Raw genomic sequence first — 22,665 nt, forward strand, 5'->3', positions numbered from 1 at the left:
TTGCAAACGTTTCGCAGCAAACTGATTGTGAGCTTCATCGGCTCAATTGTCGTTTTTCTGTTGCTATCGGTATCGACGCAGTCCGCGTATGAAGCGTTTCAGAATGCGGACTTCTCGGAACAGGAGACGACGATCGTTCGGGGATGTAATCATAACGACTTATCCAATTTATTCTTCACAAAAAACAGTTGTAATTTCGATGACAAAATTGATGAAAAAGAAGACGGCGTCTATCTGGGAACGTCCGATGAACAAAGTAAAAATACGGGAGGAACGCCACGCGGTCGAAAAGTAAAGGATCTTCCTCCATTTTCTGTTTTGAATGTTGTAGAAGGCACATCCTCCTCCAATAAACTTCTATTCTTCACCGCTGTACTTGTACTCGTTGCTTTCGTAGCATACCGGATTCTTCGTCGTCAGCGACGTTCATCACAATCACGAGAATTTGAAAGTGAAGCAAACCATTGGGTCCAACCATCTCCTGAAAGTTATGTCCAACAAATAAATCTTCAATCGGTGCTTACTCCGCCTGAAGAATCATTGCGTCTGATGCTATTTGATTTTAATCAACGCTTACCACGTGCCCTCAGACGGCGAAGCCATGAATCATTGACAGACTGGACAGAGCGCATTCATCTGGTGACGCCACTCTCCCCTTATTTCGTCACTCGCTACGCGGCGCAAGCAGAAATAGAAGCACTCGATGCACAAGCGATTCACCATTTTGAACAAGATCTTACGCGTTATTTAAAGACGCAGCTCTCCCAATAACATACAAAGGAGACTACATATGCTTCGTTTCGTCATCAATCACTGGCGTCGGCAGCGCGGAAAATTCATCCTGACGCTCGTCGGTGCGCTCATCATTAGTGCTGGACTCAGTTTGATGTTCAACCTCACCGACTCCAGTAAAGGGACGGTCGAACAAACATTACAAAAGAAATGGTCGTCTGCGTACGACATCGTCGTACGACCGAAGGCAAGTCAGCTTGCAAGTAAGTCGAATGATTTACTTGAACCGAACTATTTGAATGGAATCGATGGTGGAATTTCCTTCAAACAATACGAAACCATCAAGAAAATGCAGGACATTGAAATTGCTGCACCCGTCGCCGTGATGGGTTATGTCAAACTTGGCTTACGCGTTGATGAGCAATGGGACGTTCCCAATAAACCTGGCTTTTACCGTTTGAGAGAAACGCTGACATCACCTAATGGTTTCGGGAAAAAAATCCTAAGCGACGAAGCCGTTTATAGTTTCAATGGCAATAAAAACGCACGTATTGCTGATATACCAGGAGTCTTTACAACTAAGTCTACGTCGCGAATCATATATCCTCGAACATTCAGCTTGCTTGTAGCAATTGATCCTGAAGCTGAAGCCAAGTTAGTGGCTCTTGACCGTAGCATCATTCCTTCAAAAGGAAATAGTCGCTATTTTACTAAAAATGATAAAGCTACCGAAAAAGCAAATTCAAATACCATTCCCATTCTTTTAAATCCAAATTCATTTAATCAAGGGATTTTTCAGTATTCAATCGAACGACTAGATGTTCCATTCGATACACAAAAACAACAAAATACATTTTTTTCAAAGATTCCAAAGGATTTTACACCTGCGTTTGAGATGTTGAATGAGATTCCAAGTAAAACAATCAAAAAATTTAAGATCTCTTCAAAAGATGTTGAGCAAAAATTTTTTAGCACTTTAACGAATACTCCAACCAAAAATACTCAATCATCACGATTAGATGATGCAACGATTTCTGATTACTTACAACTCGAAATCACGACTGGACCGCTAACGTACCAATCTGAAAAAAGTCCGTTTGCCGCGCGTTGGTCAAATGCCTACCAAGTTGAGAGTCAGAAAATTCAAGTCACGAATCCATTTTTAAAGGATACGAACGCTTTACCTAAAACCGGATATCGTTCCACGCATTCGTTAGAAAAAAAAGTAAAAGACACTATGGGTAGCGGGAATGATATTTATTATTCTCCCGGCTTTTCAATGAATGTCATCGGACTTTATGATCCTAACAAAATTCGTGTATCAAAAGATCCACTTAATGAGTTACCGATGGAGACATATCGCCCTTCTTCAGCTGATCTGGTCTTAGATGCAAATAGAAAACCAATCAATCCAGCTAAATCTATCAATACTTCAGGCGACCCAGTCGGATTACTGACTAACTCACCGAATATGTTGACGACTCTAGACAGTGCACAGCAATATCGAGGCAACAAATCGATCTCATCGATTCGTCTAAAAATCAAAGGTGGCGAAACACTCAACGAAAAGTCAGATCAGCTCTTACAACAAATCAAAGCAACCATCGAGAGAGATCCTGGTCTTGTCGCTACGATCACTAAGGGCTCTTCCCCGCAACCCGTCGTCACGAAAGTCGTCGAACAAGGCAAAACACTCGGTTGGATCGAACAACCATGGGTTCATATCGGTGCTGCGATGACGATTTTCCGCGAGACGAGCGTCGGGTTCTCCGGTGTCATCTTCGCAATGCTCGCCGTCGCGATCGTCTATGTCCTCGCGACGAGTTATGTTTCGATGCTCGCGCGCAGAAAAGAATTCGCTGTTTTACTCGCACTCGGCTGGCGGACGAAGGACCTCTACAAAATCGTCTTGATCGAGGCAGCGATCCTCGCTGGATTCGTCTCTACGGTTGCCTTAATTGTCGAAGGGATCTTCTCGTATGTCCGTAACGAAGCGATGAACGGCTGGAGTCTTCTTTGGATCGCGCTGTTCAGTCTCGTCATTTACCTGGCTGGTGCGACGTGGTCAGCGTGGACGATTCGTCGCATCTCACCGTACGAAGCGATTAAGACCGGTGAATACGCGAAAGCAGCTCGTGTCGGACTGAAGCTTCGTTCGACCGCGACACTCGCACTAAAAGAACTAATCGGGAAATGGAAGCGGAACAGTTTGTCGGTCCTCTCGATTGCTCTACCGACGGCGCTCTTGACGTTCTTCCTGTTCGTGACGTTCCATTTACAGGGTGTTCTTTACACTTCGTGGCTCGGTCAGTTCGTTGCCCTGCAAGTCGGACCAATGCATTACGTGACGATGGGTATTGCGATCACGATCGCTATCTTAACGACTGGTGAGATCATGTGGCAAAACGTCACCGATCGCCGCGCCTCACTCGCTGTCTTAAAAGCACTCGGCTGGACGAACGGAGCGATCCGTCAGTTGATTGTCCTCGAAGGCTTCCTCGTCGGTTTAATTTCCGGAATCATTGGACTGATCGTTGCCTATTCGACGATTTATGTCTTGTACGATCTCGTACCGTGGAATGAACCCTTATTGATTGGCGTGTCGCTTACCCTACCGATTCTGTTCGGTGTCATCGCTGCTTTCATCCCAGCACAACTGGCCGCACGTGTTCAACCGTACCAAGAACTCAAAGATGCTTCGTAAACTAAGGAGTTGTAAACATGAATTTTATTCAAGTAATATTTCTTGACCGAGACGGGACGATTGGTGGAGATGCCACCGTCCACTACCCTGGAACGTTTACGTTATTTCCTTACGTTCCTTCGCTAATCGAACGCTTACGCAATCAAGGGGTTCTACTGATTGCGTTTACGAATCAACCCGGTATCTCAAAAGGATTCGCGCGTGAAAAGGATTTCCGGACAGAATTAAAGAACTTCGGCTTTGATGACGTGCTGATTTGTCCGCATGCAGCGGAAGATCGCTGCACTTGTCGCAAACCATCACCAAATTTATTATGGCAAGCACAAACAAAACACAATCTCCGACTCGAGCAATGTGTCGTCATCGGGGACCGCTGGAGTGATATGGTGGCAGCTGCGCATGCCGGGTGTATCAAAATCTTAGTCCGAACCGGTGCCGGAGAGTGCTCGATTCGTGATTACGCTGATCGGGTGGAACAAGCAAACGTTGACTACATTGCCGACGACTTGACGGACGCGATCGCTTGGCTCGATACGCAAAACTGAACAAACGAAAAGGCGCGACTTCCATTGTGGAAGTCGCGCCTTTTTTATTTCTTCGAACGTTTCGGCTGAGAAGATGCGTAGACACTAACCGCTAACACAAATAAGATTGCAAACCATGTCCAAAATGACATGTCATCGCCTCCTTTTGATGATGCGTAGGTACTTTAACTACCTTCTTGTTATTACCAATAAATCCCTGCATTCATTTGTTAGCGATTTTTCGTAATAGATAGAGCGCGTAGATGATCGATGGAACCGCCATCGCCATGAGAATGATATGGACGCTTCCGAGTGACACGTTTATAGCTAGATTAAAACCTGACATGTTGTTTTCACTTATGTTTCAATGCGTCTTATGTTTAATCTACTATAGTAATGCAATAGTCTAAATTTTCCTGTCTTACAATTATGTAATAATTTTCAATAACCCTTCATTTTTAATAGATTCACGTTACACTGAACGTACGAAACAGAGGTGAATACGTTGCAATTAACATTTGAGTACATGCCTTATTATTACGATGATGATCTTCAGTTGATTCCAAATGATTTTTCAGACCCTGATAATCTGCGCTTCGTCATCGAACAAGACTACACGTCAGCTTTTAGCATCTTTACGAATCCAGACGATGAATCCTCCTCGTTTGAAAGTTCATTTCTTGAAAAGTGGTTTCATCGATTACAAGCTTTCCCACTATTCGTCTGTGTAGAGGTGAATCGTTATGACGAAGAAGAGTTTGAAGCGTTATGTCGCTTTTGTTCAATTACATACAACGATTTGACACCACTTGCGGACAAACGTTTCATCGTCGCTGAACTGAAGCATGCCGAAGACTTTCAACGATTGTATTCTTACATCCATCCCCACGCGAGTTGGAATGATCTCGTTATCTGGTCGACCAAACCAAATGTCTTTCGGATTGAATACCGAACGCACTACCACTCCGAACGACCAGAAAAAACGGTCATTATCTCCATGCAGGAAAACATGTCCGTCTTTGCGTTCAGCTACGATGCAGATGTCGTGAATGTTGTCTCGAATCAACCGTTTTTTGAGACAGCCGATCACTTATTCCAAACCTTACCTGACTTCGTCGTTCCGACTTTAGATGACGCTACTGAAGACGTACAAGAAAAGGAGTGAATCCCTTGGATGCTTTAACGAAACAACTGACTGAATATATGCTCGAGAAATATCGTTTAACCGATTATGTGCTTCATGAATCGTCCTACACGCAAAACAAAAAGAACGATCAAACCGCCTACTCTTTTGAAACGTTTTGGATTCCGCGCGGTACATCGATTATCGAGGAAGAAGATGGCACGATGCTTCCTGAAGGAACTGTACAGATCGCGATAAATCCTGTCACGAAGCACACGACGACGTTATCCTTACATGGTCCGACCTCTCTTCATTCCGTGCCTGACGATTTACGTGATACAACCACTCGGATCGCTTGGCTCGAGTCAGAGATCGGCATGATCCATGACACGCATTTCATGCTCGAAGAAGACGACGAAACGTTTTTCAGTTATGTGAGTTGTCATGAAGGGATTCGGCTGTCTCCCGGTTGTTTCATTCATCTGACGTTAACGGAAAACGGTCAGCTCGATGAATTGTTCCTATATGGTCCTCATCCGAGTGATCATCATGTGAAACAGGAACCTTTCACTTTAACGCTCGAGGACATCGACTCGCTAGCTAAACAACAAATAAAGTGGTTCTCCTATACAAAACCAGGACATCAATACGCGCATACTGTCGTCGAGACGATCGTGACGCAAGAAGGGTCTATCCTTGTGCCTAGTAAACTGGATTTCACGTCATCACTCGATCGAAATGACATCTTAACGTGGACAAATCCGTCATCTTCAATTCTCAAACGCCATCCTATCCAATCAGCAGCAAGCGTGACAGCAGAGGATGTGATCACGCAATCCGAACATCCGGATTTTCGTCCAATCCAGCAAGAGACGGTGAACGCCTGTCGAATTGCGATTCAAGAAATCGTCCAAAACGTATACCCTGGCGAGTCCGGACAATGGACAATTCGTCACATTTACCGGCAACATCCCTACCTTGCTGTCAAATTGTCACGCGCGCATCCGACGTCCTATGTTGATCAGCATCGGCGCGTCACGATTCTCCTTGACGAAAAGACGCTTCACTGGATTAGCTTGACCGACGATCAGGAACTCCATACCGTGTTCGATTCCGTTAGCGCACCGGAGCTCGAGGATGAGCAGCAAGACATCATCTTCAACGCATTACGTCCGTACCTTTTACTCACGCCGCGTTATGTGTTTGCCGCTTCAAAAGGTCAATACGTTCTTTGTGGCTTGCTTGATTCGAACCATGCTTACTTACCGGCAACAAATGAAGTCGTTTTATTGCGCAATCTATAAAGTGAAGATAGATACGAAGGAGTGAACGAGTTGCATCCATTAACGAAAGATTTAATCTCCCATATTCAAGATAAATATCAACTGAACGATTATGTCTTACATGAATCCTTCTATCACCGCGAAAAATTTCATGGTGCAACGCAGTATTCGTTTGAGACATGTTGGTTCCCCATCAATCACGGTCCATGGTCTGAAGACGAGAGTTATCCAGACGGTACGATTGAGATCCAAGTCGATACAGTTACACGACGAACGACATCAATCAACAAACATGGTGATGTCACAATTTATTCTCTTCCAGAGGACTTGCGTGATTCAGACACACAGACTTCCTGGCTAGAGCAAGAGTTAGGAATGACGTTCGACCAGGAGTTCATGTTACTGAAGCACCAAGATTCGCTGTATCAGTATGTCAGCTGCCAAAACGGAATTCGCCTCTTCCCTGGTTTTTTCATTTCGCTTGAATTGACGGACGACGGAGCGCTTGATTTTTTCAGTGTGTATGGAACCCCCGCCCTGAGCAACAAGTATCCGACTGAATCGTTTTCACTGTCACCTGTTCAAATCACACCGATCATTACAGAACAGATACGGTTCTTTTCAGCTCCTGGTGATCAACAACGAATACAGGCGCATACAATCGAGGAAATCTTTGTTTCTCAAAACGACTCGCTCACCTATCCCTTTAGTGATCCAGACACTTCGTCCGTTGCCATGAACGAGATCGTGACATGGGACAAACCATCTACGTTCTCCTACACGCGCAAATTGATTAAGCGGAGAGACACCGTCACGGCACGCGATGCCGAAGCTCTAACGCCACACCCGGATTACCGACCGTTGACCGATGGGACATTGATGACTTGTAAGTCGATTGCTGTAGACCTCATCGCTGCGGAGTATCCTGAGGAGTCAGGAGCGTGGACGATTCAGGAAATCTATCGGGATTTTCCATTCATTAACGTGAAAGTACGCCGGACTCGTGACGACCCAAATCTCGCTCATAAACGTCGTTTGACGATTCTCCTGATTGAAGAAACTTATGAAGTCAGCCTAATCGTTGATAACGAGTCGATTATCGCGCTCTACCATGACTCGTCACAACCGTTGCCTAATAGCGTGCCCAAAGAAGTTATACGTGACGCACTCATGCCTTATCTGACATTAAAGCCATATTATGTCTTCGACCAGGCGCTCGATCAGTACGTCCTCTGCGGACTACTCGACTCCGTTCATGCTTACTTACCGGCAACGAACGAAGTCGTTTTATTGCGCGACTTATGAGTTAGTTCAGCCATTGATCTATCCGATTCCTTATTGCTTTTGGAAGAACGAGTCGTCTCAGCTGTTCCAGTCGTTCTCGGTCCGCTTCCTGCTTAGCAAGACATTGCTCAATCATTGCGACCTTTTGTTCCCGTCCTGGAATCAGTTGATAGATGACGTACCAATCAACGAGTGACATGAACGGACGTCCAGTTGAATCAATCGATTGTTCATCAAACGGATAGATGAACACGCCCTCACCATGACGAATCTGCAGTCCGCTCATTAAATCGATATCGATTCCTTCGATGATAAATTTCTGGAACACTTCCGTCGCATAAAGTGACGTCTTGTCTTGTTCGACGACAGTCCCCATGTCCGCCAACAGTTGGACTGCTCGTTCGGCGTCCGCTAACGCGACGACGAGATCGATGTCGCGCGGTACAACTGGTAGTCCATGCTGCGCCAACAATAATGAACCACCGATACCAAAATGAATCCGTTCTCGCTGCAAACAAACGACGACTTTTTCTAAGACTTGCTCAAGACTCATCGCCGGAACCCCGCTGCTCGAAACGGTCCTTCCATCGAAATCGTAAAGACAATTCGAGCAATTTCATCCGGTGATGTCTCGTTTGGGTGGCTCAACCAGGATTCGATGACACCGAGATGGGCGGCTGAGAGATAGGCAATGAGATAATTTTCTGGAACAAGCCGTTCTCCTTGTTCCGGTAGTCCCGAGAACAGAATCTGTTGCATGTAATCACGGACCCGCTTCCGAAACATCCCGTCACTCGATGGACTGAGTAAGATACGCATCAGCGTCCGGTGTTCATAAAGAAACGTTAGAAACGGGATGATTCGTCGGTATGGTGAGTCCTCCGTTTTGTTGATCAGGACGAATGGAATCTCGCGTTCGAACGTCGCTTCGATCTTTTCAAAAACCTCATTCGTCATCCGCTCGAGCAGTTCGTATTTATCCGCGTAATGATGGTAGAACGTCCCGCGATTGACTTCCGCTCGTTCCGTCAACAACTTAATTGTCACGGCGTCAAATCCGACTTCGTCGATCAGCTGAAGGAACGTCTCGCGTATCCTCCGGTCGGTCCGGATAACGCGTAAATCCTGTTTTTTCATCGAAATCGCCTCTTTCTTCAACAGATTGTCGGGATGTGTCGCTTAAGCGACAGATGGACGTCAACTGGTCATTGCTCCCAGTTTCTCTCCCTTTTATAATGAAATTAAGCAACACGTTGTTCAATAATTATTTCATAAAAGGAGGAAGAATACGATGGATTTACGATTACAAGGTGTATCAAAATCATTTCATCAACAGAACGTCCTCCAACAGATTGATCTTTTGATTCCATCCGGTGAAATTTGTGGTTTGCTCGGTCCGTCAGGTTCCGGAAAGACGACATTGATTCGTTTGATGATTGGTGCAATCCAAGCAGACGCAGGTTCGATTCAGATTGGCGACACTTCGATACCAAACTTCAAGATGTTATCGCAGATTGGTTTCATGCCACAAAATGATGCCTTATACGAGGATTTATCTGGCCTTGCGAATCTGCAATTTTTCGGTTCCTTATACAACATGTCCCGTCAGGATTTAGCAAAACGAATCGACGAGGTCTTGACACTCGTCGATTTAACAAATGATCAAAAAAAGCTCGTTCGCCATTATTCCGGCGGGATGAAGAAACGATTATCCCTCGCCATCTCGATCCTGCATCGCCCTAGCGTCCTATTTCTGGATGAGCCGACCGTCGGGATCGATCCCGTGTTACGCCGCCAGATTTGGAATCAATTCCAAACGATCCGTACGCAAGGCACGACGATTGTCGTTTCAACCCACGTCATGGATGAAATCAACGAATGCGACCGTGCCGCACTGATCTATAACGGTCGGATCATCGCCTACGATCCGCTCGACCGTTTACTTGCGCAGACTGAAAACGGTCAGGTCGAGGAACTGTTCCTGCTCGCTGGAAAGGACGTGACGTAATGTGGCAACTCGCACGACGGGTCATCCGTCAAACGTTGAACGATAAACGAAGCGTCGGACTCATTTTGCTTGCTCCATTATTAATCTTCACCTTAATCTATTTCCTACTTGGAAACGATGATTACACGCCTGTCGTCGCCATCAGTCAAGATGTACCGGCTCCAGTCTCTCAAGCGATCGAAAAACAGGATCTGTCGATTAAAACGTATAACGGCAGCGATGCTGACGCCTATCTCAAGAATCATGAAACGGTCGACGTCGTCTTAGATATGAAAGACAATCAGCTAGCGTTGAACCTCCGCGAACCTTCAACGAAAAGTTCAAAAGCGTTACGTGAGATTCAATCTGGACTGGCGACCCTTCAGCCGACGATGCAACTCGAGACGAACTATCTTTACGGAAATGTCGATCAATCGACGTTTGATGCGCTTGGTTTCGTCTTTTTATCTTTGTTCTCCTTCTTTTTCGTTTTTATCTTATCGGCAATGGCACTCGTCAAGGAACGCAGTGGCGGCACGCTCGAGCGATTGATGATGACACCAATTCGCCAAACCGACGTCATCTTCGGCTATACGCTCGGTTATAGCGTCTTCGCTTCCATCCAGGCAATTCTTGTCGTCCTGTACGCGACGACCGTTCTTGACTTACCATCTGAAGGCTCGATCATCTGGGTCTTTCTGACGATGCTTGGACTTGCCGTCGTCGCAGTCTTGTTCGGCGCAACGATTTCAATCTTTGCTCAGTCTGAGCTGCAGGTCGTCCAGTTGATTCCCTTTACGATCATTCCGCAGATTTTCTTCTCGGGCTTGATTCCGCTTGATTTAATCCCGTATGGACTCGGTAACATCGGATATATCACCCCGATCTTCTACGGAGCGAGCGCGATCAAGGAGGTGCTCGTCTACGGCAACGGGTGGTCAAGCATCTGGCCGTACTGGCTTGGATTATTCCTCTATGGAGCAGCCTTGTTCCTGTTGAACATGCTTGCTCTTAATAAGTATCGTGGACACCAAAAAAGACACGGCTGATTACACAAGCCGTGTCTGATTTTGCTCAAGCTGTTCGAGGAAAGCAGTCCGTCGCGAGGGATCGAGTGTCTGCTCTGCCACGTCGGCATACCGAACGAGCTGATAGATCTCATGCGGGACCGTGACCTCTAAGCGTGTAAACCACTCCGTCAGCGTCTCATATGTCCGCCGTTGTTGCACTGGAGCAAGTGATCGATTGAACGCGCGCACCGCTTCACGAATTTTTGAATCAAGAATACTGTCTTTAGATGAGGACTGGACTTCAGGCGTTAGCGGAAGCGATAGAGCGGTTCGTTTCGGTTGATGACTTGATGGGAATGACCACTGCATACGGTTGAATCGTTGTCGACGATACAGGTAGATGATGACTAGAGCGACCATCCAAGGAGTCATACGTGCGATTTGATTGATCGCATCTGTCAAGAAACCTTCCCCAAGCTCAATCGGTTTTTTCTTTTTAGGTTCCTTCCGATATCTTTCGTGCCCAATTTTTGAAGAATCCGGTTGTTTGATGATTTGTTCTTCTTTCACATAGATGACTTTTTTAGTCGGTAAGATCTTGCTCGGAATATGTACCCAGTTCCCTGTCGATTGATCAATCGGTGGATCGATCAATGCTTGATACGATAGTTTTACACCTACGACGCCTAAAAATAGGACTAGGTACGTCAAAAAAGTCATTCCAATGATTCGATGTCTCATTTCATCCTGCACCTCCAAACCGAATTGAAATCCGTGACACAAGATCTTTTCCCATATGTTACCATGAAAGGAGGCGATTCAGATGAGTTACGAAAAAGTATTTCAAATGCCAATGTTGCAGCTGTATAAGGTATACCGTCAAAAAGTCGAGCGTAAGCAACGGACACAAGAGGAACTCGATGACGTGCTGTTCTGGTTGACCGGACACACGCAATCAACTCTTGAACAAGCCATACAAACCCAAACTGTCGCAGCCTTTTTCGAGCACGCACCTGACCTGAACGAACGCCGATTTTTAGTCACTGGCGTCATCTGCGGGATTCGTGTGGAAAATCTAACGGATCCGCACATTCGTAACATCCGGATTCTCGACAAACTCGTCGATGAGTTGGCGAAAGGAAAAGCGTTAGCTAAAATCTTACGATAAGGAGGAATGCTGATGTCTACTTTACTCAGTACAATGGCGATCCTCGTCATGGTGACCAGTGTGACCTATTTCATCGTCTATCAAGTCAAACGAAATAAAGGAACCCATCGTTCACCCGTCTATCGACTTGCTTTTAGTGGTCTGTTGGTCGGCTTGATGGTCAGTTATTTTTTGTTGACGTGAGTCGTGATTTTTAGTTTTTGATTTAAACAATAAAATCATTAATACAGTATTTGAAATAATGAAGGAGGTATACGATTGAAGATTCGAAAATGGATCCTTCCGCTTTTGCTACTCATCTGTCTTGCTTCACCGAATGCCGCAACAACATATGTGAAATGGACGGTCGCTCCGACGGGTCACTATCTCGAACGTCTTCAAGCGGCTGACATTCCTTATAAAGTCCGCCAACACACGCTTTACATTCAAGAAAAGGATCTGCGCCGCGTCACGTCGTGTTGTACATGACAACGATAGAAAACCTCCTCATTTCAGCGAAATGAGGGGGTTTTCTGATCAATCACGAATTAGCGAATCGTTTTTAACGCCGTTGCCCACGGAATGACTTGATCGAGCATTTGGTTGACCGATGTTTCTTGAACGGCTGCCGCTTTTAAGACCGATCCATTCTCGAAATCAGTGAACAAGGATAACGCCGGATGCACCCGGACGTCGGCAATCAATAACTCACCGAGGATGCCACGCAAGTGTTCTGCCGCCCGAGCTCCACCGACAGAACCGTAAGAGACGATCCCTGCCGCTTTATTGTTCCATTCAACGCGTAGATAATCGAGCGCGTTCTTGAGTGACGCTGCAATTGAGTGGTTGTATTCCTGAACGATGAAGACGAATCCGTCTTGTGCTGCGACATCCTTCGACCAATCCGCAGCCCCCGACGCAGCCCCATCCTTTTCACCTAGAAGCGGTAATTTGTAGTCAGCGATATCAAGAATCGTGTAGTTTGCATCCCCCCGTTGATCGGCGAGTTGTTTGACCCAGTTCCCGACTTGTGGGCTGAGACGTCCTTCACGTGTGGATCCTAAGATGATACCAATGTTTAATTTCTCCATTTTTATTTCCTCCTCTTATTTAGATGCTGTCAGTTCACTTTCCTATTAAAGATATTCTTTTTCGATGTTGCGCGTACTCCGGACCGTATCGATTGGACGGACCATTTGTTCGATTTGTGCTCGTTGTGGCTCGAGGAATGGTGGTAATGACAATTTCTCCCCGACCGTTTCGTATGGCTCATCACCCATGAAACCAGGACCATCCGTTGCCCACTCGAACAAGACACCGCGCGCGACACGGGCATAAAGGGACTCGAAGAAGAAGCGATCGACGTAACCGGATGTGTTGAAGCGAAGCTGTTGCATCCGCTCGATCCATTCCTGTAAGGCAGCCGTATCTTCAACGCGGAAAGCGACGTGGTGGACTGTTCCGAATCCTTGACGTCCGCTTGGTAGAACGACGTTGTGCTCAACGATGACTTGGGCACCGTTTCCGCCTTCGCCCATCTCGAACAAGTGCAGTGAACCAGCTTGATCGACTTCGCGCATCAACATCGCTTGTTCGAGTACCGCTTTTAAATTGTCGAATTCCGCGATCCGGATGTGAATTGGACCGAGTCCTGTGATCGCGAACTCGAGGGGTACCGGACCGTTTTGCCACGGTGTGCCGGAAGCGACACCTTGATTATGCTCGTCAGAGATCAACATGTATTGTTGCTCATCGAAATCGACGAACGAGAGCGTCTTCTTGCCGAATTGTTCTTTGATACCACGGTGCTTGACGTCGTATTTGTCAAAGCGTTTAATCCAGTATTCGAGTGCCGCATCCGTTGGAACACGGAACGCTGTCTTGAAGATTTCATTCGTTCCGTGTGATCCTTTTTGGATACCAGGGAAATCAAAGAACGTCATATCCGTGCCGGCAGATCCTTTATCATCGGCGAAGAATAAGTGATACGTCTGGATGTCATCCTGATTGACGGTTTTCTTGACCAATCGCATCCCCAGGACGTTCGTAAAGAAGTCATAGTTTCTCTCGGCACTGCTCGTAATCGCCGTCACGTGGTGGATTCCTTTTAGTTCATTCATGAAAAATCGCTCCTTTAATGGTTATTATCTCGAATTCGAGATATCAGTCTAAAAAATTTTATTGTTTTTTTGCTTGATAGCCGATCGTTTTGGCTGTCTCGATGAATGCTTCGAGGTCTGACGGGTCTATTCCTTGAAATACTTGATTAATCGCTTGCTCGTGCTTTGGAAAAATCGTTTCCATCAATTGTTGCCCTTCAGGTGTCAGTTCCGCAAATGTCACACGCCGATCCTCTGGACATGCTTTGCGGACCACGTAATTCTTCTTTTCAAGCTTATCGATGACGTAGGTGATGCTACTGCTCGTGATCAAGACTTTTTTCCCGATCAATTGAATCGGTTGCCTGCCCCTGTGAAACAGCAACTCAAGGACTGAAAAATCCGTCGGGTTCAATCCCCACTGTGCAACGTCCTTCTTGATGACTTCATGTAACGCATCAACTGCGCGCACCATGACCGTCAATGCTTTCAAGTTCGGATTCGGTCGTGCCATTTCGTTCACCTCTTTTTGTATCTTTAATTCATATATCTTTAATTCGAGATAAATATATCATCTCGTTTTTTTCATGTCAATAATTTTTGTTTTTCTATTACTAACTAAAATTAAATTGATATTATATTGTAGAAGGATAAAAAATTAAACTGTAGAATTATTTTGTAACACAATATTTAACATCATACTCAGTTAAATGAATTATATTGTAAATTTAAAATGTTTAAAAAAGAAAGGGTGTTATGAATTGAAAGATAAAAAAATTTATAAAAATGCCGAAGCTTTAACTCCAATTATCAGAGTAATTAACGAAGCTGGTGACGCTATTCAAAACAAGTCTAAAACTTTCAAAACATCAGATATACAAGATATTATTGGACCTTTTGCAGGTCTTGGAGTAGGTGCAGGGGTTGGTGGTGGAATAGGATTTGCATTATTAACAACATTAGGTGTTCCAGGTGTTGCAGCGGCTGGAATAACCTCTGGTTTGGCTACTGCTGGAGGAATTGTTGGAGGAGGAATGGTAGCTGGAATAGGTGTGCTAGCTGCTCCAGCTGTTTTATTGGGTGTTGGAGGATATGCATTAGTAACAAGTTACCAACAAAAAAAATTAGAGCAAACTAAGGAAGCCCTTCTTCAAGAAGCAATACTAAAACAAAATGCTCTAATTGAAGAATTAAAGAAAGATCTTAAAAGTACTAAAGATAGAACAGAATATTTAAAAACATTAAATGTTATTTTACAGTCGATAATTAATGATTTAAAAGCAGATTTATCTGTATGAAAAAAGAAGAAGATACTCGGTATAAAGAAAAGTTGAAAGTTTTAGTTAATCATTCTAAGAATTTATCATCTATATCAAATTCATTGAATGTAGTTAATCAAGATTTAGACAACTCAGTTGCCGATAGCGAAAAGTTAATAGAGTCATTTAACATTGACTTGAGCACATATAAAAATAATCAGTATAAGTTGAATGACAATGAATTAAAAATCAAAGTTCAAAAAAAATGGGAAGAATTAATTACTGAAGTGGATGAAAATGGTCATGATAAACTTGATATTTCTTTAATTTTATCCGCTGAAGAAATTTCTGGAGTAAAAAATTCTTTAGATCAATTACGAGGAGATTTTAAAGCTTTACATCGACTTGATAAGATTGATTGGGCAATTGCAGGATTAACAGGAGTAACATCTGCATTAGTAGATATTCTCCTTATACAAATGCCGAAACGTCCTGGTTTTTTAGGAGAAAAAGCAGTTAAAGGTGGACCACTATCAAACTACATCAAAGAAACTATATCAAACTCTTTAACAAATAAAGAAATTAGAACGCTTGAACAAAACAATTGGGTTCCATATGATTCATCTCATTCAAAATCTTTGGCAGAAAAAGTAGATGGTTTAGGTCCAAGAACTCATAGATTTCAAACTTTGGGACATGATCCGATTCTAGGTTTCATATTCGGTGTTAGAGATATTTTGCACAGTGAAATGACTTCTATAGATAAAAACGGAAAGTTAATTATTCAATCAATAAACTCCGAAGAAAAAAATATCTTAGGAATGAATATTTTTGAAGCTATTGTAAGAGTTTTTGGTCACCTTAAATCTGATATATGTACAAAATCGGGTATTCCTGCACCATTAATGCCATTAATACAACTTTTACAGATAGGCGAATTTGGTAAGCAGAAATATACTATAGGACAAATTAGCAGATCAATGTATGCAAGTGGTTATGATTTTTCTCATTTTTTATCAATGTCAATCCCTGTATTAATCATTGAAGTTTTAGTTCGAATTCTATATTTAATAAAAAATCTAAATAGTGGTAAGTCACTTACAGAATCTATTCCTATTGATACTCTCACTAATAAAAAACCTAAACTCCAAACAATGCTGTTTACTGCCCATTTATTTGCAACTACTGCAAATGCCGGAAAAGTATATCTAACACAAAGTCCATTAGCAATTAATTATCCTCAATGGATAATTTTTGCGAAATATAGCTTCAAGCAAATCAAATGGAATGGTTATGATAAATCTTATAAAATGAATGCTTATGTTCAAAAACATATTGATGACAAGTGGAATTTAATTCACTTACAACTAGACCAGTTATTAGAATCAACAGAAGAAATTATTTATCTTTAACTTAAGTTTTCATTTTATATCATTAATGGAATAATAAAGTGTCTTATCTTCTATCATATCGTATATCCCGTAAAAGGCACCGGTGTCGACAGTCGAATCCAGGTCGATGGTTTCCTGTAGACCGATGCGTCATCGAGAAAACGTTCCAGTGTTGTAACGGACGCCGTTTGCAACTTGACCATGAAGTTGTAGCTCCCAGTCAGGCGGTGACACTCGACGACTTCTGGATGTCCTTTACAAAATTCAATCAAACCTGCGCAGCGTGTCTCTTCGAACATGACGATCGCGAGTAACCCTTGCGCGAGTGCTTCCGGATTAATGACAGCGCGGAATCCTTCGATGATTCCCGCGTCCTCCATTTTTCGGACTCGTTCGATGACGGCAGGTGCCGATAACCCGATCTGTCGTCCGAGTTCCGACCACGGGATACGTGCATCGTCCTGCAAGATCCGGACAATCTGTTGATCAATCTGGTCCATTTTCCATCCTCCTTTTAATTAAAAACCACTTTCTTCAAATTAACATGGAATCAAAGGAAAATATAGCCTTTCACTATGTTCTCCTACTGTGCTCGTCAAAATGCTTTTCTTATACTAATTACAGGAGGTGATACATATGGAATCAACCTGTGTCCGGTGTCAAGAAACGATTGAAACGATGGTCTATCAGTGCTCGCACGCTTGTACGTTTTGCGAACCGTGTACGAAAACACTCGATCATATTTGCCAAAACTGCGGGGAGATGCTCGAACCAGTCGCGACATAAAAAGACGGATGCCTCGGCACCCGTCTTTTGTCTATTCAGATCGTCTCTTGTGATTGCCGCTCGGCTAAGCGCCCTTTTGCTTGTTCTTGATGCGGCTTGATCGCCGACTCTCCGAGTGCTTTCGCTAGACCTCGGGTTGGAAGATTGACATACATCGACTCATAATTGCTGACTTCGAACGTCTCATGGAAGATCCCGACCGCTTCTGATGTCCGTGCCTTCTGATTAAATCGTTTCCACGCCGTCAAGTGACGGGAACCATGGGCATATGCCATCAATTCTTCCGTTGAACGCCAATACTGAATCAACGTCACGGAACGCCAACCGACAAGTGACTCATGCGAAATCAGACCGACATCGTTTGCATAACACTCTTGTAGCATCGGTCCCATCGCCTGGACCGTCGGCAACCATTGCCGGACGGAACGCAGACGATTAATCCGTAAACCGATGATGAACACGACGACGTCTTTGTTCGGAGTCGCAATGATCCGTTTCATGTCAATTTCCTCCTTCAAGGGTCTCAAGGGAAGCGTCACACCAGTCGAGTAACGCCCGTGTCTTTCGAATGCCATAATCAAGCGTCAATAACCAATAGACGGCATCATTCGAGTCAGGATAGGAACGAATCATCGTATCGATCGCTTGATACGTCTCAAGCCGTTCTTCGAGCAATCGCGCGTGCTCCTGAATTTTCTGCAAGGTGACCTCTTTTGAAGCATGTCGAGCGAAGTACAGCTTCAACAACAGGTCGTTCCGCTGCACCGGCAGTTCGACGGACGGTTCAGCGACCCACCGCGCGAGCTCCGCATGCCCGTTTTTCGTCAGGGCGAATTGTTTCCGTTCCCCATCCGTGACCTCTTCAACGATCAATCCTTCCGCCTCTAACCGTTTCAGCGTCGGATAGACTTGTCCGAAGCTAATTTTCCAAAAGTGATTCAAGCTCGTATCGATCGTGTGTTTCATCTCATAACCAGACGTACATCCGCTTGCAAGAAGTCCAAGAATCGCATAACGGGTCATGTTTTCTTTTGGCATCGGTCCCTCCTATATCTAAAAGATAGTATCTTTTAGATATAGTTCCCGTTCCTTCAAAAGGCAAACGGGAAAATCATCAAATTAAGCAGGAATTCTCGTTTTAAATCCGAATTCTTGTTCACATACTTAATTAAAAGGAGTTCTCATATGACATACGCTAAAGCTTCTATCTTCTTTAGTCTGTTCGGTCTGCTCATCGCTTATATGATTTTCCCACCGCTCAACTGGTCGTTCGGACCGAACTCGATGCTTACGATACCAATCGGACTTGTCATTTATCTGTTTGGAATCGGACTCGGGATCGTCGCCATCAAACGACGCGAACCGGGAATCCTCAAATATGTCAGTCTCGCTTGTGCCGTTCCGTTTGGTGTGTTACTACTGCTCTTTCTCGGTTTCATCTTCAGCAGGCAGATTTAATCATTTTACAATAGTTGTTCATGAGACGTTTTCCCGCCTGCATCGAATGTCAGTTGATGGATTGCTGGACTCGCCATCGTGTTAAGCCACTCATTTGCTGGTCGTCCAGTGTAGTGTTCGAGCACTAACGACAATAAAAGTCCATGCGTCGCGATGACCACTCGGTGGTGCGGGTGGGTTTTACGTAGATGATCGATGGCTACTAGAACACGATTGCGTGCTATTTGATTCGACTCTCCACCACTTTGCGCGTAATCGTCATTTTGGAATGATCGCTTCAACAGTTCTTCTAGCCGTTCAGGTGATAAACGTTCGTCTGTTTCCTGAAAACGCCGTTCCTGAAACGCTGCCTCGTAGATTCTCAAATCTCGTTGCTTAGCAAGCGGGCTAACGGAGTCCATCGCTCGTTGCATCGGACTCGAATAAATGGCGTCAATCGGCAGCGCTTGAAAGAACGCTACGAGTTCTTGCGCTTGTTCCTGACCTGCATCTGTTAATCCCCGCCATCGATCACTGCCTGTTTTGATCGATTCGCAATGGCGAACGAAATAGATCGTCCTCATCGCAACTGGACCCACGTTCCTTCAGAAATTACATCTACGTTCGAACCGATGACACGGATCGCTGTCGCGTCGTCGATTGCGTAAGCTGGATTCGTTAATATATCAGCCCAAGACTTGGCAGCTTGTAAGTGATTGTCTGGTAACTGCGGATGATCGAGATGCGGGAAGATTGAAAAATCAACGAGACCAAGCGTTGCGTCCGATTGCTCCGGCGTCTTTTTCCACCCAACGAAATCCGTTCCGATTCGTGGCGTAAGCACCATGCTACCAGCGCTCATCCCGACATAAACACCGGTCAGTTGCGGTAATAGTCGATCGAAGCCCGATTCGACGAACCAGTGATGTAGAAAGAGTGGATCACCACCATTAACGAGGATGACATCTGCTTGTTCAACCGCTGGTTGCCAAATTGCTGGATCAATCACCGAAACCGCTGATAATTCCAACAGACCGACTGACTTCCATCCTAAATCGACCATCGGTGCCTCATCTTTTCCTTGAATGAAGTTGACAGCGAGGTCCGTTCCTCTGCCTAATGCGTAGGAAGCTGTCGTGATTGCAATGGCACGGCATTCTTCAATCGGTTTTCCGAGCATCTCACGTAACGCTTTATGAATCGATGGATTCTGTACCCCACCTGAAGTTAATAGATAGTCCATCGTGACACCTCCTGTTCTTTGCTTCAGTTTACAATATTTGTACGTTTCTGGTATTGTTACTTTTATTAACAACTTACTTCATCAGGAACTTTTCTCCATTTCTATCGTATAAAAACATACAGGATCATATTTTGATCATTTTTTGACGGGAGGCACATATGTATTCGATTCCTAGCTACTTCATACTCTACTTAAAAATCATGCTGACCGATAAGATTCCGGTCTTTTGGTCGTTGATTTTCCCGTTGATTCTCGCCTTTGTCTTCGGGTCACGTCTCGACTTCACCGAGAGCAGTTTCCTGTCGTTCCTCGCGCTCTTTTGGGGTTATATCTTACTTTCGATTTATGTGAATGGCATTGGTCTCCAACTTGCCCGGATGCGGGAACATGGCTTGATGAAGACGTATATCATGATTTCCGGTAGTAAGATCGGTTGTATTCTCGCACTCGTACTCGTTCAGCTCGTGTTTGCAGCCGTTAGTTTGACGGTCTTTACGACGATTCTGATGCTCGTATTCGGCTTCTTCTCACCTTTGACGTTGTTACTCGCTTATCTTGTCTTGTTGCTCAGCATCCCGCTTGCTTTTGCAAGCATTGCCTTGACGATGCTTCCAGCAAAGATTTCGAGCATGTCGACATTAATCAACATCGTCATGTATCCACTGTTCTTGTTCGCGAATAGCCAACCGGATCGCTGGTACAGTTACTTGAATCCTTTTTATGTCATGAAAACACTTGGTCTTGCCGTCTCTGAGCACGTTACGGGAGCATCGTTACTTATCTTGACCGTCGTACTCGTTGTTTATCTGTTACTTGGTCTATTCTCTGTCAAACGCTTTAATCTCATGTCATTACTGACCCGATAGGAGGATTCAGATGCACGTTCAACACGTACGCTTCAACTATCCGAAATCACCTGATCTGTTACACGATGTCTCCTTTTCGCTTGTTCCCGGGAAACTGAACGTCTTGATCGGGATGAACGGTGCCGGGAAAACGACACTGTTTGATTGCATGACCGGTGCCTTACCGATCACGTCCGGAGAACTGGACTTACCCGATATCTCGGACATTCTCTATTTGACGCAATTCATCTATTACTCGGATGAACTAAAGGGTAAGGATGTCGCTGTCTTCGTCGGTCGGCTCGCTCGTTTGAAAGCACATCGCAAGCAAGAGACCTATACGCGTCATCTGAAACAGCCGCGAGAGCTCGATTTATTCGCTCATCTGTGGGAAATGAAAATTGGTAAGATGTCCGCTGGGGAAAAGAAATGGTTGTTCGTGACCCTGTTGACGACAGTACCACGTTCGCTCTACATCTTTGACGAGCCGACAAGTGGCGTTGATCCGGCAACCCGCCTCCATATCATGCGACGCTTCGAGCAGATGACCGCAAACGGTCAAACGTGCCTCTTCTCGACGCATCAATTACACGATCTATTGCATACCGATGCCCATGTCATCTTCCTTCATCAAGGTCGTATTTTGTACGAAGGTGACTTCAAGGATTGGTTGAACCGATTCGAGACGACGGATCCGGACGTCGCGTTCGTCCAAATGCTTGAACTAGCAGGGTAACGTTAACCACCTCTCTTTTGGAGGTGGTTTTTTTGTAATATTTGAAATATAGGTTTTTAATAAACATGTACAGGATATACACATTATAAGAAAGGAGGTCGTCCGATGCATTTCATCTCTGGTCAAGTTTTTATTACGAAGATGGATTCACTTTTCAACGAACAGGAATGGAAGCGACACATCTTATACGTCACTGCGAATTCAGCAGCTATCCACTTGCAAAAACGATCTGTTGCTATCCCCTTGCCACCTCTTGAATATCAGATTTCGTTTCTCGTACATTTACCAACACTAGAAAAACGACTGATCGTCAAAACGAATCAACAGGAGACGCGTCAATTTTTCTTTGATTCAATGGCTTCCATCGATTGTATGTGCACTAGTTTAATGCCATGGACGAATCCAGGGCGATTTAATGAGGAGGAAAACGTTCATGTCCATCAACACTCTTGAACAACGCATGAATGCCGTCCTCGATTGTTTGGCGGCCGCAAAGGACTACCAACGCATCGCCGGGCGGCATGATGTGTCGTATCAACAATTGTATAACTGGGTCCGGCGCTATGAGAGCGGCGGTATTCCTGCCCTGACGGATCGCCGTGGTCGGAAGTTACGAAGCGAACGACTTACTTCGACTCAGCATACGCCTTGAACCGATCAAGAATCGCCTGCCAACCCGCTTGTTGCATCTCAGGCGGGTTAATCGTTTCGGCATCAAATGATTCGACGACTTCGGTTTGTTCCCCGTTCCGAGAAAAGTCGATCGTCACCTGACGACCATCCTCAAGGACATACGCAATGCGCTCATAAGGAACGATCGCCTCATATGTACCCGTGAAATCAAAACCCACGCTACCGTCTTTTGCTTCCATTCGATTCGTGAATTGACCACCGACCGTCAAATCATTCGTTGACGCCGTCGTATGCCAATCGTCAGACGCTGCGTTCCAGCGTTTGATGTCTTCCGGTGCGTTCCAGATCTCCCACACGGTCTCGACCGGACGATCAATCACGGCTTGAATCGTTAGTTTCGTCATCTTTCTTCCTCCTTACTAATTTGAAGTTCTCTCCTTTT

Annotated in this window: 31 protein-coding genes; 19 read left to right on the forward strand and 12 right to left on the reverse strand. The window is 44.8% G+C overall.

Annotated features, from left to right (window positions below; all coding sequences use genetic code 11):
- The 6 genes from L985_RS09110 (at nt 1) to L985_RS09135 (ending at nt 7,671) form a co-directional block, all read left to right on the forward strand.
- The gene (locus tag L985_RS09110) at nt 1-771 is read left to right on the forward strand and encodes a hypothetical protein (protein ID WP_047391331.1); all 771 of its coding nucleotides are present in this window, start codon (nt 1-3) and stop codon (nt 769-771) included.
- A 19-nt stretch (nt 772-790) separates the two neighbouring features.
- Nucleotides 791-3,436 (forward strand): ABC transporter permease, encoded by a 2,646-nt coding sequence (locus tag L985_RS09115; protein ID WP_047391328.1) that lies wholly within the window; start codon nt 791-793, stop codon nt 3,434-3,436.
- 17 nt (nt 3,437-3,453) lie between these two features.
- Nucleotides 3,454-3,981 (forward strand): HAD-IIIA family hydrolase, encoded by a 528-nt coding sequence (locus tag L985_RS09120; RefSeq protein ID WP_029341790.1) that lies wholly within the window; start codon nt 3,454-3,456, stop codon nt 3,979-3,981.
- A 484-nt stretch (nt 3,982-4,465) separates the two neighbouring features.
- Entirely contained in the window at nt 4,466-5,125 is a 660-nt protein-coding gene (locus L985_RS09125; protein WP_071908800.1) for a hypothetical protein, read from the forward strand.
- Between the two features lie 5 nt (nt 5,126-5,130).
- Complete coding sequence (locus tag L985_RS09130; RefSeq protein WP_029341792.1) at nt 5,131-6,387, forward strand: hypothetical protein; 1,257 nt, start codon at nt 5,131-5,133, stop codon at nt 6,385-6,387.
- 30 nt (nt 6,388-6,417) lie between these two features.
- Nucleotides 6,418-7,671, forward strand: a complete 1,254-nt coding sequence (locus L985_RS09135) for a hypothetical protein (RefSeq protein ID WP_047394613.1) — start codon at nt 6,418-6,420, stop codon at nt 7,669-7,671.
- Nucleotide 7,672: 1 nt separating this feature from the next.
- On the opposite strand, the gene L985_RS09140 is transcribed toward L985_RS09135, so the two are convergent.
- Together L985_RS09140 and L985_RS09145 are read right to left on the reverse strand one after the other, a co-directional pair.
- Complete coding sequence (locus L985_RS09140) at nt 7,673-8,203, reverse strand: nucleotidyltransferase family protein (protein ID WP_052169474.1); 531 nt, start codon at nt 8,201-8,203, stop codon at nt 7,673-7,675.
- Nucleotides 8,200-8,787: a TetR/AcrR family transcriptional regulator gene (locus L985_RS09145; RefSeq protein WP_029341795.1), complete on the reverse strand. Its 588-nt coding sequence runs from the start codon at nt 8,785-8,787 to the stop codon at nt 8,200-8,202. The genes L985_RS09140 and L985_RS09145 overlap by 4 nt, the downstream gene beginning before the upstream one ends.
- 154 nt (nt 8,788-8,941) lie before the next feature.
- Between L985_RS09145 and L985_RS09150 the strand changes: the two genes are divergently transcribed.
- Nucleotides 8,942-9,658, forward strand: coding sequence for an ABC transporter ATP-binding protein (locus L985_RS09150; RefSeq protein WP_047394617.1), 717 nt, complete (start codon nt 8,942-8,944; stop codon nt 9,656-9,658).
- Nucleotides 9,658-10,686 (forward strand): ABC transporter permease, encoded by a 1,029-nt coding sequence (locus L985_RS09155; protein ID WP_047394621.1) that lies wholly within the window; start codon nt 9,658-9,660, stop codon nt 10,684-10,686. Before L985_RS09150 ends, L985_RS09155 begins: the two co-directional genes overlap by 1 nt.
- Here the strand turns inward: L985_RS09155 and L985_RS09160 are convergent, their stop codons facing one another.
- Nucleotides 10,687-11,388, reverse strand: coding sequence for a hypothetical protein (locus L985_RS09160; protein ID WP_047394624.1), 702 nt, complete (start codon nt 11,386-11,388; stop codon nt 10,687-10,689).
- An 82-nt stretch (nt 11,389-11,470) separates the two neighbouring features.
- Between L985_RS09160 and L985_RS09165 the strand changes: the two genes are divergently transcribed.
- The 3 genes from L985_RS09165 to L985_RS09170 all read left to right on the forward strand — a co-directional run bounded on the left by L985_RS09165 (nt 11,471) and on the right by L985_RS09170 (nt 12,283).
- Nucleotides 11,471-11,815, forward strand: coding sequence for a DUF2200 family protein (locus L985_RS09165; protein ID WP_029341799.1), 345 nt, complete (start codon nt 11,471-11,473; stop codon nt 11,813-11,815).
- A gap of 12 nt (nt 11,816-11,827) precedes the next feature.
- Nucleotides 11,828-11,998 (forward strand): hypothetical protein, encoded by a 171-nt coding sequence (locus L985_RS16965; protein WP_158513344.1) that lies wholly within the window; start codon nt 11,828-11,830, stop codon nt 11,996-11,998.
- A gap of 75 nt (nt 11,999-12,073) precedes the next feature.
- Nucleotides 12,074-12,283 (forward strand): hypothetical protein, encoded by a 210-nt coding sequence (locus L985_RS09170; RefSeq protein WP_029341800.1) that lies wholly within the window; start codon nt 12,074-12,076, stop codon nt 12,281-12,283.
- A gap of 59 nt (nt 12,284-12,342) precedes the next feature.
- Here L985_RS09170 and L985_RS09175 read toward each other — a convergent pair whose 3' ends face one another.
- Genes L985_RS09175 through L985_RS09185 form a run of 3 tightly spaced genes read right to left on the reverse strand, consistent with a single transcriptional unit; the run spans nt 12,343 to nt 14,407 of the window.
- Nucleotides 12,343-12,885 (reverse strand): NADPH-dependent FMN reductase, encoded by a 543-nt coding sequence (locus tag L985_RS09175; RefSeq protein WP_047394627.1) that lies wholly within the window; start codon nt 12,883-12,885, stop codon nt 12,343-12,345.
- Between the two features lie 45 nt (nt 12,886-12,930).
- Nucleotides 12,931-13,914, reverse strand: a complete 984-nt coding sequence (locus L985_RS09180) for a ring-cleaving dioxygenase (RefSeq protein WP_047394632.1) — start codon at nt 13,912-13,914, stop codon at nt 12,931-12,933.
- Between the two features lie 58 nt (nt 13,915-13,972).
- The gene (locus L985_RS09185; RefSeq protein ID WP_047394636.1) at nt 13,973-14,407 is read right to left on the reverse strand and encodes a MarR family winged helix-turn-helix transcriptional regulator; all 435 of its coding nucleotides are present in this window, start codon (nt 14,405-14,407) and stop codon (nt 13,973-13,975) included.
- Nucleotides 14,408-14,603: 196 nt separating this feature from the next.
- Between L985_RS09185 and L985_RS09190 the strand changes: the two genes are divergently transcribed.
- Entirely contained in the window at nt 14,604-15,191 is a 588-nt protein-coding gene (locus L985_RS09190) for a hypothetical protein (RefSeq protein ID WP_052169475.1), read from the forward strand.
- The gene (locus L985_RS09195) at nt 15,188-16,564 is read left to right on the forward strand and encodes a hypothetical protein (protein ID WP_052169476.1); all 1,377 of its coding nucleotides are present in this window, start codon (nt 15,188-15,190) and stop codon (nt 16,562-16,564) included. The genes L985_RS09190 and L985_RS09195 overlap by 4 nt, the downstream gene beginning before the upstream one ends.
- A gap of 53 nt (nt 16,565-16,617) precedes the next feature.
- On the opposite strand, the gene L985_RS09200 is transcribed toward L985_RS09195, so the two are convergent.
- Entirely contained in the window at nt 16,618-17,043 is a 426-nt protein-coding gene (locus L985_RS09200; protein WP_047394643.1) for an Lrp/AsnC family transcriptional regulator, read from the reverse strand.
- A 136-nt stretch (nt 17,044-17,179) separates the two neighbouring features.
- Between L985_RS09200 and L985_RS16885 the strand changes: the two genes are divergently transcribed.
- On the forward strand, nt 17,180-17,329 hold the full coding sequence (locus L985_RS16885) for a DUF1272 domain-containing protein (RefSeq protein WP_071908802.1): 150 nt from the start codon (nt 17,180-17,182) through the stop codon (nt 17,327-17,329).
- A 35-nt stretch (nt 17,330-17,364) separates the two neighbouring features.
- Here the strand turns inward: L985_RS16885 and L985_RS09210 are convergent, their stop codons facing one another.
- Complete coding sequence (locus L985_RS09210; protein WP_047394648.1) at nt 17,365-17,829, reverse strand: DUF4188 domain-containing protein; 465 nt, start codon at nt 17,827-17,829, stop codon at nt 17,365-17,367.
- 1 nt (nt 17,830) lies between these two features.
- Nucleotides 17,831-18,367 (reverse strand): PadR family transcriptional regulator, encoded by a 537-nt coding sequence (locus L985_RS09215; RefSeq protein ID WP_047394651.1) that lies wholly within the window; start codon nt 18,365-18,367, stop codon nt 17,831-17,833.
- A gap of 147 nt (nt 18,368-18,514) precedes the next feature.
- Here L985_RS09215 and L985_RS09220 point away from each other — a divergent pair, with 147 nt between their 5' ends.
- Nucleotides 18,515-18,787, forward strand: a complete 273-nt coding sequence (locus L985_RS09220; RefSeq protein ID WP_047394654.1) for a hypothetical protein — start codon at nt 18,515-18,517, stop codon at nt 18,785-18,787.
- A 5-nt stretch (nt 18,788-18,792) separates the two neighbouring features.
- Here L985_RS09220 and L985_RS09225 read toward each other — a convergent pair whose 3' ends face one another.
- A complete protein-coding gene (locus L985_RS09225; RefSeq protein WP_047394658.1) occupies nt 18,793-19,350 on the reverse strand; it encodes a histidine phosphatase family protein in 558 nt (185 codons plus the stop codon).
- Nucleotides 19,347-20,009 carry a Type 1 glutamine amidotransferase-like domain-containing protein gene (locus L985_RS09230; protein ID WP_047394661.1) on the reverse strand — a complete coding sequence of 221 codons (663 nt, stop codon included), beginning with the start codon at nt 20,007-20,009 and terminating at the stop codon, nt 19,347-19,349. Before L985_RS09230 ends, L985_RS09225 begins: the two co-directional genes overlap by 4 nt.
- A gap of 158 nt (nt 20,010-20,167) precedes the next feature.
- Between L985_RS09230 and L985_RS09235 the strand changes: the two genes are divergently transcribed.
- From L985_RS09235 to L985_RS09250, 4 genes are all read left to right on the forward strand, one after another.
- Complete coding sequence (locus tag L985_RS09235) at nt 20,168-20,875, forward strand: hypothetical protein (protein WP_047394665.1); 708 nt, start codon at nt 20,168-20,170, stop codon at nt 20,873-20,875.
- A gap of 10 nt (nt 20,876-20,885) precedes the next feature.
- Nucleotides 20,886-21,590, forward strand: coding sequence for an AAA family ATPase (locus tag L985_RS09240; protein WP_047394669.1), 705 nt, complete (start codon nt 20,886-20,888; stop codon nt 21,588-21,590).
- A 105-nt stretch (nt 21,591-21,695) separates the two neighbouring features.
- Nucleotides 21,696-22,043 carry a hypothetical protein gene (locus tag L985_RS09245; protein ID WP_047394673.1) on the forward strand — a complete coding sequence of 116 codons (348 nt, stop codon included), beginning with the start codon at nt 21,696-21,698 and terminating at the stop codon, nt 22,041-22,043.
- Complete coding sequence (locus L985_RS09250) at nt 22,024-22,242, forward strand: helix-turn-helix domain-containing protein (protein ID WP_047394678.1); 219 nt, start codon at nt 22,024-22,026, stop codon at nt 22,240-22,242. Before L985_RS09245 ends, L985_RS09250 begins: the two co-directional genes overlap by 20 nt.
- Here L985_RS09250 and L985_RS09255 read toward each other — a convergent pair.
- Complete coding sequence (locus L985_RS09255) at nt 22,217-22,627, reverse strand: SRPBCC family protein (protein ID WP_029341816.1); 411 nt, start codon at nt 22,625-22,627, stop codon at nt 22,217-22,219. The two genes, L985_RS09250 and L985_RS09255, sit on opposite strands and share 26 nt — an antisense overlap.
- Between the last annotated feature and the right edge of the window lie 38 nt (nt 22,628-22,665).

Origin of the sequence: Exiguobacterium sp. ZWU0009, assembly GCF_000798935.2 — a bacterium.
GTDB lineage: Bacteria > Bacillota > Bacilli > Exiguobacteriales > Exiguobacteriaceae > Exiguobacterium_A > Exiguobacterium_A acetylicum.